Raw genomic sequence first — 16,486 nt, 5'->3', positions numbered from 1 at the left:
CTCATGGCCCCCATCTCGGGGCGAACGGCCGGAAACGACCTACGTCCCAAGGAACCCCTGATGTACATCCAAGATTCCCCGACCCGCCTGCTGCCCGACGTTGCGTCACAGGAGCACGCCCTGGCCATTGGCACGCTCGACTGGGTCGGCATGGATGGCATGGAAATGCCGGTTGCCTTCGATGCCGGCGACGGCGACGTCCGTTCGACCGGTGCCCGCGTCGGCGCCTTCGTGAACCTCACGAAGCCCGAGAAGCGCGGCATCCACATGTCACGCCTGTACCTGCTGGTCTCCGAGGCGCTCTCGGCCGGTCCGCTGACCGTCGCGGGGATCCGCGCGTTGCTGGGCGAGTTCCTCTCGTCGCACGAAGGCCTGTCGGACCACGCGCGGATCACCATCGGCTTCGAGCACCTCGTACGCCGCCGCGCCCTGCGCAGCGACAACAGCGGCTGGCGCGCCTACCCGATCACCATCGATGCCACCATGCGCGGCGACCAGTTCCATCTCGAGGTCACCACCGATGTCGTGTACTCGTCGACGTGCCCTGCGTCGGCAGCGCTGTCGCGCCAGCTCATCCAGGACAACTTCGCGAAGTCGTTCCCGGCCGGCGAAGCGATGGATCGTGAAACGATCCTTGCCTGGCTCGGTACGGAGCAAGGCATCATCGCCACGCCGCACGCCCAGCGCAGCACCGCCACGATCCGCGTGGCGCCGAAGGGCGAGGGCGTCTTCAACCTGATCGGCATGATCGACAACGTCGAGACGGCGCTCGGTACGCCGGTACAGACCGCGGTGAAGCGTGCCGATGAACAGGCGTTCGCGCTGGCCAACGGCAGCAACCTGATGTTCTGCGAAGACGCCGCGCGGCGTATCCAGAAGACTTTGGAATCCGACCCGGGCGTCGCGGATTTCCACGTGCGCGTTGCGCACCACGAGAGCCTGCACCCGCACGACGCCGTGGCGTTCGCCAGCAAGGCACGTTAAGCCGTAGGGCAGACCCATCGCGCAAGCGCGCTCCCACAACGAACCTGCATGCTGCCCTGCCATAGGGCGGCAGACCGTTGTGGGAGCGCGCTTGCGCGCGATAGCCCCACCGTCAGGGTGCCTGGATCCCCGGCAACAACAACGGATCCAGCCGCACGCCGAACCAGTTGAACCCCCAATGCACGTGCGGCCCCGTCGCGCGCCCGGTCTTACCGGCCGCGCCGATCACCTGGCCCTGGCGGACGCGTTCGCCCACCTTCACGTCGATGCGTGACAGGTGCAGGAAATTGGATGACAGCCCGAACCCGTGGTCCAGCAGCACGGTGCCGCCGGTGAGGTAAAGATCCGGCTGGGCGAAGGTGATCACACCCGCTGCGGGTGCCTTCACCGGCGTGCCTTCGGGCACGGCGATGTCCATGCCCGAGTGCGGTGCCTTCGGGTCACCGTTGTAGATGCGCTGGTTGCCGAAACGTCCGCTGATGCGGCCGGTCACCGGCCAGATGAAGCCATGATCGAAATCTTCGCGGGCGTCATCGCGGTTGCGCGCCGCGACGACGAGTGCCTGCTCGCGTTCGATCCGCGACGCGATCTCCGGCGGCGGGTTCACGGTTTTTGGCGGCACGCCTTCCACGCGTTCGATCGGCCAGTCGCGCGGGGTGACCGCCACGCGGGTGCTGCGGCCGCCGACGTCGACCACGAGCGGGCCCTGTTCGTCACGGCCGGCGCCGAACACGAAGACGCCATCGGCGCCGACATGGACGGGCTTGCCGTTGACCCGCACCGGCGTACCGGGCGGGGCGTGGGCGATGACCAGTGCGCCCTGCGACATCGTGGTGGGGAGGTCGGAGGGCGCTGCCATGGCCGCGGTCGTAGACATCAGCAGCGCAGCGCGGGCCATCGTTCGCAAGCTCACTCCCACAAGCGCGCGGGCGCGGCCGTTGTGGGAGCGTGCTTGCACGCGATCAGCGCTGGCGACACCACCGCATTCCCTTGCGATTTTTCTCATCGATCAAAAGCCAACCGCTGCCCGCGAACGCTCTCATCGACCGTCTTGCCATCAAACACGCGCTGCCCGTTCACAAAGGTCGAGGCGATGCTGCTGCTGAAGGTGTAGCCCTCGAACGGCGACCAGCCGCACTTCGAAAGCACTTCTTCACGGGTGACCGTGTGCGGCTTGTTCGGGTCCACCAGCACCAGGTCGGCTGCGTAGCCTTCGCGTAGGAAGCCGCGCTCCTTCACGTTGAACAGCTTCGCCGGGTTGTGGCACACGGTTTCAATGACGCGTTCCAGCGTGAGCTTGCCTTCGGTCACGCGCTGCAGCGCGGCCTGCAGGGCGAACTGCACGAGCGGCAGGCCGGACGGCGCCTTGTCGTACTTCTGCTCTTTTTCTTCCAGCAGGTGCGGCGCGTGGTCCGTGGCGAGCACGTCGAGCCGGCCCTCGGCCAGCGCCTTCGTGATGGCTTCGCGGTCGCTTTCTTCCTTGATCGCCGGGTTGCACTTGATGAACGAACCCTTCTCCTCGTAGTCCTTCCTGCCGCCGAAATGCAGGAAGTGCACGCAGGTTTCCGCGGTGATCCGCTTGCCCTCGATCGGGCCCGGCTCGAACAGGGCGAGCTCATCGGCGGTGGAGATGTGCAGCACGTGCAGGCGCGTGTTGTGCTTCTTCGCCAGCGAAATGGCCAGGCGGGTCGACTTGATGCAGGCCTCGCGCGAGCGGATGTGCGGGTGCTCCCACACCGGGATGTCCTCGCCGTACTTTTCGTGCGCCTTCGCGAGGTTCGCGTCGATCATCGGCGTGTCTTCGCAGTGCGTGATGATCGGCACGGGCGTGTCGCGGAAGATCCCGTCCAGCGTCTCCGGGTTATCGACCAGCATGTTGCCGGTGGAGGCGCCCATGAAGACCTTAACGCCCGGCGCGGCCTTGGGATCGAGCTTGCGGATGTGCTCGAGGTTGTCGTTGCTGGCGCCCATGTAGAAGGCATAGTTCACCAGCGATTTTTCGGCGGCGAGCGTGTACTTGTATTCCAGGCTGTCCCGGTCGAGTGCCGGCGGCTTGGTGTTCGGCATTTCCATGAAGCTGGTGATGCCGCCCGCGGCGCAGGCACGCGATTCCGTCGCAAGGTCCGCCTTCTGCGTCAGGCCGGGTTCACGAAAATGGACCTGGTCGTCGATCATGCCCGGGAACAGCCACAGGCCACTGGCGTCGATCACCTGTTCGTCACGTTCTGTTTCCAGACCCGGCGCGATCTTCGCGATTTTTCCATCGCGGATGCGGACGTCGGCTTTGAACCGCTTGTTCTCGTTGACCAGTTCGGCGTTCTTGATCAGCCAGGCATCAGTCATGGGTATGAGCTCCTTGGGCGCCGCAGCGGCGCAGGACAAATTGGTCAGGGACGGGATCGTGGCCACCCTCGCAGAGGGGCTGGCACCGCAGGATGCGCCAGCTGCCGAGCAGCGTGCCCCGCAAGGGGCCGAAGCGGGCTATGGCAATCCGCGTGTAATCGGAACAGGATGGATGGAACCGGCAATTGGCCCCCAGCAGGGGACTGAGCCACCGCTTGTAAAGGGACAACAGGAAGAGGAGGAGGCGGGTCACTGTCTCTTGGCCAGGTGGGGGTGCCTGCGTTGGGCACTCAACAGTATCCCAGAAGATAGGTTGCTGGGGTAACGCATCTGGGCTATAACACCCCGCCGCCACGGCCACCGAGGTGAAGGAAATGGCGAAAAACGCTCGTAGCTCCACCGTTGCCAAGGCTGCCGCCAAGAAGGGCGGGGCAGGTGACGCGTTGAAGACCAGGACGGTTGCGGCCGGGGGGAAGGCACCGGCGAAAACGGCCGTGCACGCGGCGGCGAAGCCTGCGGCGAAGACCGCGAAGGCCGCGCCCAAGCCCGCTGAGAAGAAAGCGGCTGCTCCTGCGAAGAAGGCCGCCGTGAAGACCGTGGCCAAGCCGGCCCCGGCGAAGAAGGCACCGGCCAAGGCGGCCGCGCCGGCCAAGGCAGCACCGGCCAAGGCGGCACCCGCCAAGAAGGCGGCGGCGACCAAGGTACCCGCGAAGGCGGCAGCAAAGGCACCGGCCCCGAAGGCCGCGCCGGCTCCCGTCCCCGCAAAGAAAACGGCCCCGGTGGCGGAACACGTCGCCGCCAAGGCCACACCCAAGCAGCAGGTGAAGGCAACGCCGGCACCCGCACCAGCGCCGGCGGCCAAGGCCGCCACCAGCCCAGCTCCCGGTCGCAAGGCGTCCGCGGTGGGCAGCGCTACCCCATCCAGAAACGAGAAGTCCGCGCAAGCCAGCATGAACAGCACCACTCTTGAAAACGGAATCACGAAGGAAGATGGCCGCTACGCGCTGCCCGCTTCCACGGTCATCGACCTGCCCAAGGGCTACAAGCCGGGCCCCGATGAGGAATACATGAGCCCCCGGCACCTCGCCTACTTCCGCAACAAGCTGAAGGACTGGCGTGAGCAGCTGGTCGAGGAATCGCGCCAGACCATGGACAACCTCCGCGAGGAAGTCCGTGACGTGGGCGACGAGGCCGAGCGTGCCACCCGCGAGACCGAAAACTCGCTGGAACTGCGTACGCGCGATCGCTACCGCAAGCTCATCTCCAAGATCGACAAGGCCCTGCGCCGGATCGAGGAAGGCCGCTACGGCTTCTGCGAGGAGACCGACGAGGAGATTGGCGTGGAGCGGCTCGATGCGCGCCCCATCGCTACGCTGACGCTCGATGCGCAGGAGCGCCGCGAACACCTGCAGAAGCAGATGGGCGACTAAGCGCCACGTCCCATGCATTGCACGAAGACCCCGCCACCCGGCGGGGTTTTTTTATGGGCGTAGACTGGCGGGTGCCAAGGAGATCGCATGTTCCCGCATTTGCAGAACCTCATCCTCAACACCGATAGCTACAAGGCGAGCCACTGGTTGCAATACCCGCCAGGGACGGATGCCACGTTCTTTTACGTGGAATCCCGCGGAGGCCTGTTCGATCGCACGGTGTTCTTCGGCCTACAGGCGATCCTCAAGGGCTGGCTCGCGCGCCCCGTGAGCCACGGCGACGTGGACGAGGCCCGGGATTTCTTCGCCGCGCATGGCGAGCCGTTCAACGAGGCGGGCTGGCGGCGCATCGTCGAGGTGCATGGTGGCCGCATGCCGATGCGGATCCGCGCCGTGCCCGAAGGCAGCGTGGTGCCCACGCACCAGGCGCTGGTCACCATCGAATCCACCGATCCGGAGGCCTTCTGGTTGCCCAGCTACCTGGAGACGCTGCTGCTGCGGCTGTGGTACCCGGTCACCGTCGCGAGCCTCAGCTGGCAGGTGAAGCGCACCATCGCCGCTTTCCTCGAGAAGACCAGCGACGATCCGGCGGCCCAGTTGCCGTTCAAGCTGCATGACTTTGGTGCCCGCGGTGTATCGAGCGCCGAATCGGCGGCGCTGGGCGGCATGGCCCACCTGGTCAACTTCATGGGCACCGACACGGTGCAGGGCGTGCTAGCCGCGCGCGCGTTCTATGGGGAGCCTATGGCCGGCTACTCGATCCCCGCCGCCGAGCACAGCACCATCACCAGTTGGGGCCGGGAGCGCGAGGTGGATGCGTACCGCAACATGCTGCGCCAGTTCGCGCGCCCCGGCGCGCTGGTCGCGGTGGTCTCGGATAGCTACGACATCTTCCACGCGATCCGCGAGCACTGGGGCAAGGCGCTGCGCGAGGAAGTGATCGCTTCGGGTGGCACGCTGGTCGTGCGGCCCGACTCAGGCGACCCGGTGGAAGTGGTCCACCAGTGCATCGAGCTGCTCGATGAAGCGTTTGGCTGCACGGTGAACGGCAAGGGTTTCCGGGTGCTCAACCACGTGCGTGTCATCCAGGGCGATGGCGTGAACCCGCAGAGCATCCGGGCGATCCTGGAGCGCATCACCGGCGCGGGTTACTCCGCCGACAACATCGCGTTCGGCATGGGCGGCGCCCTGTTGCAGAAGGTCGACCGCGATACGCAGAAGTTCGCCCTGAAGTGCTCGGCAGCGCGTATCGATGGCCGATGGGTGGATGTGTTCAAGGCGCCGGTGACGGATGCGGGCAAGTTCTCGCAGCGCGGCCGGCTGACGCTTACGCGGCACCGCGAGTACGGCACCTGGAAGACGGTGCCGATCCCCGAGGGCGTGGCACGGGCGGAAGACATGCGGCTCGACCACGGCTGGGAGCACGCGATGGAAACGGTGTGGGAAAACGGCGAGCTGCTGAAAGACCAGACCTTCGCCGAGATCCGCGCCCGCGCAGCCCTCTAGGGCCGCGCTCTAGGACTGCTGTGGGAGCGCGCTTGCGCGCGATGGGTGCTCGCGTCATGCCCCGATCGCGCGCAAGCGCGCTCCCACAGGCTCGTCCCCTCGCGCGCAAGCACGACCCACAGGCTCGTCGGTCAGGCCAGGGCCGCCGCCGCGTACGCCTTCACCTTCGCCAGCATGGCCACAAGGCCGTTCGAGCGGGTGGGCGAGAGGTGCTTCGCCAGGCCGATCTCCTGGATGTAGGTCGGCTCGGTATCCACGATCTCCTGCGCCGAACGGCCGGAGTACACGCGCAGCAGCAGGGCGATCAGGCCGGAGACGATGGCTGAATCGCTGGTCGCCTCGAAGGTCATCCGCGACGCGTCGCCCGAGGGGATCATCCACACCATCGACTGGCAGCCGTGGACACGGTTGTCCTCGTTTTTCTGGTCGTCGGGGAACGGGGGCAACTGCCGGCCCAGGTCGATCAGGTACTGGTAGCGCTCGGTCCAGTCGCCGAAGAACGCGAATTCCTCGGCGATGGCGGCCTGTGCTTCGGCGGCGGTCGGTTCCTGCGGTGCTACGAGGTCATTCATGCCTTCACTACGCTCCAGCGCGTGCCCTGCGCGCCATCTTCAATGGCGATGCCCAGCGCTTTCAGCTGATCGCGGATGGCATCGGACCGTGCAAAATCCTTCGCTGCGCGGGCGGCGCGGCGTTCCTCCAGCAAAGCCTCGACCATGGCGGCATCGACGGCCTCGCCCGGATTGCCCTGCTGGAACCAGGCTTCCGGATCCTGCTGCAGAAGACCCATCAGGGCGCCACCGGCGAGCAGGGCCGCCTTGGCGGCGATCCGCTCATCGCCCGTAGCCCGCCGCGCGGCGTCCGCCAGGTGGGAGAGCTCGGCCAGGGCCTGCGGGGTGTTCAGGTCGTCGCACAGCGCGGCCTCGACCGCCTCCGGCACCACGAAGGCACCAGGCGGGACGTCGGCCAGGTCGCGCAGGACGCCATACCAGCCATCCAGCGTGCGTACCGACTGGGTGAGGGCGGCATCCGACCAATCAAGGGGCTGGCGGTAGTGGCCGCGCAGCAGCATCAGGCGCAGGGCCTCCCCCGGGTGCTTGGTCAGGAGCTCATGCAGCTGGAGCACGTTGCCCAGCGACTTCGACATCTTCTTGCCGTCGAAGGTGAGCATGCCGTTGTGCAGCCAGTACCGCGCGAACGGCTTGCCACCATGGGCGCAGACGCTCTGGGCGATCTCGTTCTCATGGTGGGGGAAGGTGAGGTCGACGCCGCCCGCGTGGATATCGATGGTGTCGCCCAGGTGGGCCTCGCTCATGGCCGAGCACTCGATATGCCAGCCCGGGCGGCCGCGGCCCCATGGGCTGTCCCAGCCGGGCAGGGTCTCGTCCGAGGGCTTCCACAGCACGAAATCGCCCGCGTCCTTCTTGTACGGGGCCACCTCGACGCGCGCGCCGGCGATGAGCTCATCCGGATCGCGGCCGGACAGGGCGCCGTAGGCCGGGTAGGAGGCGACGTGGAACAGCACGTGGCCCTCGGCCACGTAGGCGTGCTTCGAGGCGATCAGGCGCTGGATCATGGTGATGATCTCGGCGATATGCGCCGTGGCATGCGGCTCGACGTCGGGCGGGGCCACGCCCAGTTTCGCGATGTCGTCGCGGTAGGCCTGGGCGTAGCGCCCGGTGATCTCGGTGATCGGCACCCCGGCAGCCGCCGCGGCGTTGTTGATCTTGTCGTCCACGTCGGTGATGTTCCGGGCGTAGACCAGCTTCGGGAAATGGCGCCGCAGCAGGCTGGCCAGCACGTCGAAGACGACCGGCGGGCGGGCGTTGCCGATATGGATGTAGTTGTAGACGGTGGGCCCGCAGACGTACATGGTCACCCGGTTCGGATCGAGCGGGGCAAACGCCTCCGTGCGGCGCGTCAGGGTGTTGTAGAGCGAGATCGTCATCGGGTGTCCATGGGGGCGGGCCGGCGGCCTGGGCCGGCCTGAAATAGTAGCAAGGCCGGGCCCCGGCCGTGCACGCGCGAGGGCGGATTCGGTTGACAGGATCGGCCGGGCCGGGCTCCGGAAAACCTAAGCGTGGATTCAGCGTGAACTTGATGAAATGACAACCACTGGGCGCAACCTTGCGCCTGGCTGGAGGTTTTCCTACATGTCTCGCCTGCTTATCCCCGCGCTGATCCTCGCGGTTTTCGCTACCGGTGCCAGTGCCCAGGATCGTTACGGGCCGCCCCCGCCGCCCCCTCAGCAGGGCGGGGATGACAACACCCATTTCGGCTGGGCCGACGTCCTGCGCGTCGATCCGGTGTATGGCGTGTCGCGCGTGGAGACCCCGCGCCAGGAGTGCTACGACCAGCAGGTGGTGACCCGCCAGCAGGGCAGCGGCAGCACGGCCGGTACCATCCTGGGTGCCGTCGTGGGTGGCGTGCTGGGTAATACGGTTGGCAAGGGCGATGGCCGCAAGGCCGCGACGGTGGCCGGTGCGGTGGCTGGCGGCGTGGTCGGCAACAACGTGTCGCGCAGCGGCGATCGCAGCTACGAGAGCACGGAAACCCGCTGCCGCGACGTGAGCTCGGTGACCGAGCAGCGCCGCATCGCGGGCTATGACGTCGAGTACCGCTACCGCGGTGAGGTCTACGTCTCGCGCCTGAACTACGACCCGGGCGAGCGCCTCCGCGTCCGCGTGAGCGTCTCGCCGGCCGACTGACCGGTTCCGGCAAGGCAGTGAAGAGGGGCCGCGAGCGATCGCGGCCTTTTCTTTTGCCCGTGAAGGCCGGCCGACGAGGCTGCAGACCCTCGCTCGCAAGCTCGCTCCCACAGGATTTACGGATAGTTGCGCAGCGCAGCAATCCACGGCATTATCGACGCTTCACCTAAAAGAACCCCGCCGTGTCCCACGCCGACTACACCTCGAACGTCTTCACCAGCGCCCGCATGGCCGCAGGGATGACGTCCCGTGCTCGTCGACCGTACATCGGATACTCGGCCGGGTAGGCTGTCGCGCGCGTTTCATTCGCATCGACTAAAAAACCCGGCCCCGTGCCGGGTTTTTTTGTTTCCGATTTCCCATTCTTCCCACGGCCCCGCCAGGCCACCGACCGATCTGGATAGCCATGACCGTTCGCCACTTCCTCAACACCACGGACTACAGCCGCGCCGAGATCGACGCCCTGCTTGAGCAGGCCGCCGAGTTCAAGCGCTCGCCGCAGGGCCAGCAGCTCGCCGGCAAGGCCATCGCGCTGCTGTTCTTCAACCCCAGCATGCGCACCCGCACCAGCTTCGAGATCGGCGCGTTCCAGCTGGGCGGCCACGCCGTGGTGCTGGCCCCGGGCAAGGATGCATGGCCCATCGAGTTCGAGGTGGGGACGGTCATGGATGGCGACACCGAGGAGCACATCGCTGAGGTGGCCCGCGTGCTCTCCCGCTACGTGGACCTGATCGCCGTCCGCGCCTTCCCGAAGTTCCAGGACTGGCAGGTCGATCGGCAGGACAAGGTGCTCAAGGCGTTCGCCCAGTACGCGACGGTGCCGGTCATCAACATGGAAACGATCACCCACCCCTGCCAGGAGCTGGCCCACGCGCTCGCCATGAAGGAGCACCTGGGTGACCTGCAGAACAAGAAGTACGTCCTGACCTGGACCTACCATCCGAAGCCGCTGAACACCGCCGTGGCCAACTCCGCGCTGCTCATCGCCACCAAGATGGGCATGGACGTGACCCTGCTGTGCCCGACGCCGGAGTACATCCTGGACCAGCGCTACATGGATTTCGCCGCGCAGAACGCGAAGGAAAACGGCGGCTCGCTGCAGGTCTCGCACGATATCGAAGCGGCTTACAGCGGCGCGCACGTGATCTACGCCAAGAGCTGGGGCGCGCTGCCGTACTTCGGCCGCTGGGATGAAGAGAAGGCCATTCGCGATGCGAACAAGCACTTCATCGTCGACGAAGCCAAGATGGCGCTCACCGATAACGGCCTCTTCAGCCACTGCCTCCCGCTGCGCCGGAACATCAAGGCGACGGATGCGGTGATGGATTCGCCGGCCTGCATCGCCGTGGACGAGGCGGAAAACCGCCTGCACGTCCAGAAGGCCGTCATGGCCTCGCTCATGTCGCAGCCGGGCGTGAAGTCCGGCCTCGGTTTCTGATTCGCCTAGCCCTTTAGCCCTTAATTCCAAGCCTTTTCCGGAGCCAGCATGTCCAGCAAAGATATCGTCCTCGCCTTCTCGGGCGGCCTCGACACCAGCTTCTGCGTCCCCTACCTGATGGAGCGCGGCTATGCCGTGCATACCGTGTTCGTCGATACCGGTGGTGTCTCCGCCGAAGAGCGTGAGTACATCGAGCAGCGCGCGCATGAACTGGGCGCCGCATCGCACCGCACCGTCGATGCCTCGCAGGCGATCTGGGATAGCTTCGTCACGCCGCTGATCTGGGCCGGCGAGTTCTACCAGGGGCAGTACCCGCTGCTGGTTTCCGACCGCTACCTCATCGTGAAGGCTTCGCTGGAGCGTTGCGACGAGCTGGGTACCAAGCTGTTCGCCCACGGCTGCACCGGCATGGGCAACGACCAGGTCCGTTTCGACCTGACCGTGAAGGCCCTCGGCGATTACACGATCATCGCCCCGATCCGCGAGATCCAGCGCGAGCACACCCAGGTGCGTGCTTACGAGCAGAAGTACCTGGAAGAGAAGGGCTTCGAAGTCCGCGCCAAGACCAAGCACTACACCATCAACGAGAACGTGCTGGGCGTGACCATCTCCGGCGGCGAGATCGATGCGTGGGAGATCCCGGAAGAGGGCGCCGTGGCCTGGTGCGCACCGCGCGCCGAATGGCCGTCCGAACCGCTGCGCATCGAGCTCGGCTTCGACAAGGGCGTGGCCACCACGCTCAACGGCAAGGCTGCGACGGGTCCGGAGATCCTCGGCTTTCTCAACCGCGAACTGGCGAAGTACGGCGTGGGCCGTAGCCTGTACACCGGCGACACCAACATCGGTCTGAAGGGCCGCATTGTGTTCGAAGCGCCGGCGCTCACCGCGCTGCTCACGGCGCACCGTGCGCTGGAAGAGACCGTGCTGTCGAAGCAGCAGAACCGCTTCAAGCCGGAAATCGGCCGCAAGTGGACCGAGATCGCCTACGAAGGTTTCTTCAACGACCCGATCAAGGCCGACCTGGAAGCCTACCTGGTGAGCACGCAGCGCAAGGTTGATGGCAAGGTCATCATCGAAACCCGTGGCGGCACCGTGTACGCCGTGAAGGTCGAATCGAAGAACCTGCTGCACTCGAAGAAGGCCACCTACGCACAGGCGGCCGACTGGGGCGTCGCCGAGGCCGAGGGCTTCATCAAGCTCTACGGCATGAGCTCGACGATCTGGGCGGAAGTCGACCGCGCCAACGGCGGCAAGTGATCGAGGCCCATGGATAAGCTCCTGAAGGACACCCTCGACCACCTGCGTGCGCTCGTGTCGTTCGACACGCGCAACCCGCCGCGTGAGATCGGCACGGGCGGCATTTTCGATTACCTGCGCGCGAACCTCCCGGGGTTCGACGTGCAGGTGACCGATTTCGGTGCCGGCGCCGTGAACCTGTATGCCGTGCGCGGCACGCCGAAAGTGCTGTTCAACGTGCACCTGGATACCGTGCCGGATAGCCCGCACTGGACGGCCAACCCGCACGAACTGCGGGTGACCGAAGACCGCGCGATCGGCCTTGGCGCCTGCGACATCAAGGGCGCCGCCGCCGCGCTCGTGGCCGTGGCCAACGCGTCGCAGGGCGATATGGCGCTGCTGCTTTCCACCGATGAAGAAGCCAACGATGCGCGTTGCATCGATGGCTTCCTCAAGGACAAGCCGGCCTACGATGCCATCATCGTCGCGGAGCCCACGAAGGGCGAAGCGGTGCTGGCGCACCGTGGCATCCATTCGGTGCAGATGCGCTTCAAGGGCCGCGCCGCGCATGCGTCCGGCGAGCAGACCCCTTCGGATAGCGCCCTTCACCAGGCGATCCGCTGGGGCGCTGCCGCGCTCGACCACGTGCAGGCCCTGTCGCACGAGCGCTTTGGTGGCCTGACCGGCCTGCGCTTCAACGTGGGCAAGATCGAAGGCGGGATCAAGGCAAACATGATCGCCCCGACCGCCGATGTGCGTTTCGGCTTCCGCCCGCTGCCGTCGATGGATGCGGACAATCTGCTCGAGACCTTCCGCACGCTCGTGGAGCTGCACCCGGTCGAGTACGGCGAAACCTTCCGCGGCGATTCGCTGCCGGCGGGCGATACCGCCAGCGCCGAGGCGCGCCGCCTCGCCGCGCGCGACCTCGCCGACGAGCTGGAGATCCCGGTAGGCAATGCCGTGGATTTCTGGACCGAGGCCGCGCTGTTCTCGCGGGCCGGCTACATCTCCTTCGTGTATGGCCCTGGCGATATCGCGCAAGCGCACACCGCCGATGAGTGGGTCGCCCTCGACCAGCTCGCCCATTACGCCCAGACCATCCACCGGATCGTCGATCGTGGAATCTAACAAGCACACCCGCAAAACCATCGTGCGCCTCCTGTCCGCCATGGGCAGCGCGCGCGAGATCCAGCAGTACCTCAAGCGCTTCTCCCAGCTCGATGCCAAGCGCTTCGCGGTGGTGAAGGTGGGCGGCGCCGTGTTGCGCGATGAACTGGCCGACCTGACCTCGTCGCTCTCGTTCCTGCAGCAGGTGGGCCTCACGCCCATCGTGCTGCACGGCGCGGGCCCGCAGCTGGACGAGGAGCTCTCGGCCGCCGGCATCGTCAAGAAGACGGTGAACGGCCTGCGCGTGACGTCGCCTGAAGCCCTCGCCATCGTCCGCCGCGTGTTCCAGTCGCAGAACCTGCGCCTGGTCGAGGCCCTGCAGGAAGTCGATACGCGCGCCACGTCCGTACCGTCGGGGGTGTTCACCGCCGATTTCCTCGACCCCGACCAGCTCGGCCTGGTCGGCAAGGTGCGCGCGATCAACCTGGCGCCGATCGAGGCCAGCCTGCGCGCCGGTTCGATCCCGGTCATCGCCAGCCTGGGCGAAACGGATTCGGGGCAGATCCTCAACATCAACGCCGATTTCGCCGCCAATGAACTGGTGCGCGTCCTGCAGCCGTACAAGATCGTGTTCCTCACCGGCACGGGCGGCCTGCTCGATGGCGAAGGCAACATCATCGACTCGATCAACCTGTCGACCGAGTATGAGCAGCTGCTGGAGCAGCCCTGGCTGCACTCGGGCATGCGCCTGAAGATCGAGCAGATCAAGGACCTGCTGGACGACCTGCCGTTGACCTCGTCGGTGTCGATCACGCGCCCGGCCGATCTCGCGAAGGAACTGTTCACCCACAAGGGCTCGGGTACGCTGGTTCGTCGCGGTGAGCGCGTCCTGCGCTTCGATTCGTGGGAGGGCGTCGATCTCGAGCGGATGACCTCGCTGATCGAATCCAGTTTCGGCCGCACGCTGGTGCCGGATTACTTCGAACGCACGAAGTTGTACCGGCTGTACGTGTCCGAGAATTACCGCGCGGCGATGGTGCTGACCCACGAGGACGGTTTCGCCTACCTCGACAAGTTCGCGGTGCTGGACGACGCACAGGGCGAGGGCCTCGGCCGTGCCGTCTGGCAGGTGATGCGCGACGAGAACCCGACGCTGTTCTGGCGCTCGCGCCACGGCAACGCCATCAACCATTTCTACTACGCGGAATCCGACGGCTGCTTCAAGCAGTCGCGCTGGAAGGTGTTCTGGTACGGCCTGGATAATTTCGCCGATATCGAACGCTGCGTCGCGCACTGCGCCACCCGCATCCCCACCTTGCAGGACTGACCCAAGCCATGGCCACCAAGACCATCGGTATCGTCGGCGCGCGCGGCCACACGGGCGCCGAGCTGATCCGCCTTATCGCCCGCCATCGCTCGCTCGAGCTGGCGTTCGTGTCTTCGCGCGAGCTGGACGGCCAGCGCCTTGCCGACCACAACGACGTGTACAAGGGCGAACTGCACTACACCAGCCTCGACCCCGCCGCCGTGGCGGAGCAGGGCGTCGACGTGGTGATCCTGGCATTGCCCAACGGCAAGGCCGCGCCGTACGTGGAGGCGATCGACAAGGCCGGTGGCAGTACCGTTATCGTTGATCTCTCTGCGGACTACCGCTTCGACGAGCGCTGGTACTACGGCCTGCCGGAGCTGTACCGCGACCGCTGGCGCGGCGAGAAGCGCATCAGCAACCCCGGTTGCTATGCCACGGCGATCCAGTGCTCCATCGCACCGATCAAGGACCTGCTGGCAGCGCCGCCGGTCTCCTTCGGCGTCTCGGGTTATTCCGGTGCCGGTACGACGCCGTCCGACCGCAACGACCCGGACAAGCTGCGCGACAACCTCATGCCGTACTCGCTCACCGGGCACATGCATGAGAAGGAAGCCAGCCGCCACCTGGGCCTGCCCGTGGAATTCATGCCGCACGTGGCCCCGCATTTCCGTGGCCTCACCGTGACGACGAACCTCTACCTGGCAAAGCCGTCGAAGCGCGAAGACATCGTCGCGCGGTTCGAGGCGCGCTTCGCCAACGAGAAGCTGATCCACGTGGTGGACGAGGCGCCATGGGTGAGCCAGGTCGCGCACAAGCACCATCTCGATGTGGGCGGCTTCGCGCTGTCGGTCGATGGCCGCCGTGTCGTCGTGGTCGCCACGCTCGATAACCTGCTCAAGGGCGCCGCCACCCAGGCCATGCAGAACGTCAACCGCGCGCTCGGCTTCGACGAGCTCACCGCCATCCCGCTGTAAGGACCGACGATGACCCAGCCGCTCTGGCAGAAATCCGATACGCAGGTCGATGCGAAGATCATGCGTTTCCTCGCGGGCAACGACGTGGTCCTCGATCGCGAGTTTTTCCTGCACGACATCACGGCGAGCAAGGCGCACGTCGAAGGCCTTGCCAATATCGGCGTCGTTTCCGCGGAGGAGCGCGATGCCCTGAAGCGAGAGCTCGACGCACTCGCCGCGGATTTCTCCGCGGGTGCGTTCGTGCTCGATGACCGTTTCGAGGACGGCCATTCGGCGATCGAGGCACGCCTGACCGAACGTCTTGGCGATGCCGGCCGCCGCGTGCACACAGGTCGCAGCCGCAACGACCAGATCCTGGTGGCGACGCGCCTCTGGTTGAAGGAGAAGCTGTCGGCGCTGGAGGCTGTGTGCCGCCGTGTTGCCGAGGTGTGCCTCGAGCGCGCGGCCGGTGAAGCGCTGCCGATGCCGGGTTACACGCATATCCAGCGTGCGGTCGTGTCGTCGACGGGCATGTGGTTCGCCGCGTTCGCCGAGGCGTTCATCGACAACACGCTGCGCGCCCGCCAGGCGCTCGAGCTCATCGACGCGAACCCGCTGGGTACGGCGGCCGGCTACGGTGTGAACGTGGCATTGGATCGGGCGCATACCACGCAGGCGCTGGGCTTCTCGCGCATGCAGGTGTCGCCGATCTACGCGCAGCTGTCGCGCGGCAAGTTCGAGATGGCGGCGCTCGACGCCGTGGGTACCGCGCTGCTCGATACGCGCCGCCTCGCTTGGGATCTCTCGCTCTTCACCACCGCCGAGTTCGACTTCGTGAAGCTGCCGTCCGAGTACACCACCGGCTCATCGATCATGCCGAACAAGCGCAACCCGGATGTGGTCGAGCTGCTCCGTGCGAGCTACGCCAGCGTCGCAGCCGCGCGTACGGAGATCGAGCAGCTGCTCTCGCTGCCGTCGGGTTACCAGCGTGACCTGCAGTTCTCCAAGGGCTCGCTGTTCCATGGCTTCTCCATGGGCCTGGGCGCCCTGGAGCTGCTGCCGGACATGCTCGCCCGCTTCGAGTGGAAGGCGGAGAAGATGCGTGCCGCGATCGAGCCGGCGATGTATGCCACCGACGTGGCGATCGAGCAGGCCGTGGCGGGCGTCCCATTCCGCGATGCCTACCGCGCCGCCGCGGAAACCGCCGCGTCGGCCGGCGAAGGCCGTTCCCCGGAATCCAGCCTGGCGGCACGCACCTCGCCGGGCGCGGGCAACGACCTGATGCTCGACACGCTCAAGGCGCGACTCACCCAACTGGGCTGAGCACGCCGTCGCACCCCTGTGGGAGCGGGGGGGGGGGGGGGGGGGCCCCCCCGCACAACCACAACCACCCAACCCCCCCCCCCCAAAAAGAACACCCCGGGGGTTTATACCTTGGCCATAAGGAAAAGGCGGTCCGCCAAAAACAAGGC

At 66.4% G+C, this 16,486-nt stretch carries 15 protein-coding genes; 10 read left to right on the top strand and 5 right to left on the bottom strand.

The genetic code is table 11. The features are described 5' to 3' along the window. The first annotated feature begins 60 nt into the window (after positions 1–60). Positions 61–984 carry a GTP cyclohydrolase FolE2 gene (folE2, locus tag ACZ6YI_RS21135; protein ID WP_440327064.1) on the top strand — a complete coding sequence of 308 codons (924 nt, stop codon included), beginning with the start codon at positions 61–63 and terminating at the stop codon, positions 982–984. A 112-nt stretch (positions 985–1,096) separates the two neighbouring features. On the opposite strand, the gene ACZ6YI_RS21130 is transcribed toward folE2, so the two are convergent. From ACZ6YI_RS21130 to yidD, 3 genes are all read right to left on the bottom strand, one after another. Next, positions 1,097–1,882, bottom strand: coding sequence for a M23 family metallopeptidase (locus ACZ6YI_RS21130; RefSeq protein WP_465780350.1), 786 nt, complete (start codon positions 1,880–1,882; stop codon positions 1,097–1,099). Between the two features lie 104 nt (positions 1,883–1,986). Then, positions 1,987–3,327: a dihydroorotase gene (locus tag ACZ6YI_RS21125; RefSeq protein ID WP_465780342.1), complete on the bottom strand. Its 1,341-nt coding sequence runs from the start codon at positions 3,325–3,327 to the stop codon at positions 1,987–1,989. Beyond that, positions 3,320–3,580, bottom strand: coding sequence for a membrane protein insertion efficiency factor YidD (yidD, locus tag ACZ6YI_RS21120; protein ID WP_440327061.1), 261 nt, complete (start codon positions 3,578–3,580; stop codon positions 3,320–3,322). Before yidD ends, ACZ6YI_RS21125 begins: the two co-directional genes overlap by 8 nt. A 121-nt stretch (positions 3,581–3,701) precedes the next feature. Here yidD and dksA point away from each other — a divergent pair, with 121 nt between their 5' ends. Together dksA and ACZ6YI_RS21110 are read left to right on the top strand one after the other, a co-directional pair. Further along, entirely contained in the window at positions 3,702–4,757 is a 1,056-nt protein-coding gene (dksA, locus tag ACZ6YI_RS21115) for an RNA polymerase-binding protein DksA (RefSeq protein ID WP_465780341.1), read from the top strand. 87 nt (positions 4,758–4,844) lie between these two features. Beyond that, positions 4,845–6,263: a nicotinate phosphoribosyltransferase gene (locus tag ACZ6YI_RS21110; RefSeq protein ID WP_465780340.1), complete on the top strand. Its 1,419-nt coding sequence runs from the start codon at positions 4,845–4,847 to the stop codon at positions 6,261–6,263. Positions 6,264–6,394: 131 nt separating this feature from the next. On the opposite strand, the gene ACZ6YI_RS21105 is transcribed toward ACZ6YI_RS21110, so the two are convergent. Next, the gene (locus ACZ6YI_RS21105) at positions 6,395–6,835 is read right to left on the bottom strand and encodes a SufE family protein (RefSeq protein WP_465780339.1); all 441 of its coding nucleotides are present in this window, start codon (positions 6,833–6,835) and stop codon (positions 6,395–6,397) included. Then, a complete protein-coding gene (gene cysS / locus ACZ6YI_RS21100) occupies positions 6,832–8,211 on the bottom strand; it encodes a cysteine--tRNA ligase (protein ID WP_465780338.1) in 1,380 nt (459 codons plus the stop codon). Before cysS ends, ACZ6YI_RS21105 begins: the two co-directional genes overlap by 4 nt. A 205-nt stretch (positions 8,212–8,416) precedes the next feature. Here cysS and ACZ6YI_RS21095 point away from each other — a divergent pair, with 205 nt between their 5' ends. From ACZ6YI_RS21095 to ACZ6YI_RS21065, 7 genes are all read left to right on the top strand, one after another. After that, positions 8,417–8,971 carry a glycine zipper 2TM domain-containing protein gene (locus tag ACZ6YI_RS21095; RefSeq protein WP_440328041.1) on the top strand — a complete coding sequence of 185 codons (555 nt, stop codon included), beginning with the start codon at positions 8,417–8,419 and terminating at the stop codon, positions 8,969–8,971. 406 nt (positions 8,972–9,377) lie between these two features. After that, complete coding sequence (locus ACZ6YI_RS21090) at positions 9,378–10,409, top strand: N-acetylornithine carbamoyltransferase (RefSeq protein ID WP_465780337.1); 1,032 nt, start codon at positions 9,378–9,380, stop codon at positions 10,407–10,409. Between the two features lie 48 nt (positions 10,410–10,457). Continuing rightward, entirely contained in the window at positions 10,458–11,666 is a 1,209-nt protein-coding gene (locus ACZ6YI_RS21085) for an argininosuccinate synthase (RefSeq protein WP_440326563.1), read from the top strand. Positions 11,667–11,675: 9 nt separating this feature from the next. Continuing rightward, positions 11,676–12,773, top strand: coding sequence for an acetylornithine deacetylase (locus tag ACZ6YI_RS21080; RefSeq protein ID WP_465780336.1), 1,098 nt, complete (start codon positions 11,676–11,678; stop codon positions 12,771–12,773). A 40-nt stretch (positions 12,774–12,813) separates the two neighbouring features. After that, positions 12,814–14,079 (top strand): acetylglutamate kinase, encoded by a 1,266-nt coding sequence (locus tag ACZ6YI_RS21075; RefSeq protein ID WP_465780349.1) that lies wholly within the window; start codon positions 12,814–12,816, stop codon positions 14,077–14,079. A gap of 8 nt (positions 14,080–14,087) precedes the next feature. Continuing rightward, the gene (argC, locus tag ACZ6YI_RS21070) at positions 14,088–15,035 is read left to right on the top strand and encodes an N-acetyl-gamma-glutamyl-phosphate reductase (protein WP_465780335.1); all 948 of its coding nucleotides are present in this window, start codon (positions 14,088–14,090) and stop codon (positions 15,033–15,035) included. 9 nt (positions 15,036–15,044) lie between these two features. Next, positions 15,045–16,337, top strand: a complete 1,293-nt coding sequence (locus ACZ6YI_RS21065; RefSeq protein ID WP_465780334.1) for an argininosuccinate lyase — start codon at positions 15,045–15,047, stop codon at positions 16,335–16,337. The last annotated feature ends 149 nt before the right edge of the window (positions 16,338–16,486 follow it).

Source organism: Luteibacter sp. NPDC104163 (assembly GCF_055584245.1).
The sequence above is the reverse complement of the archived record's forward strand: the minus strand, read 5'-3'. Positions and strand labels throughout refer to the sequence as shown.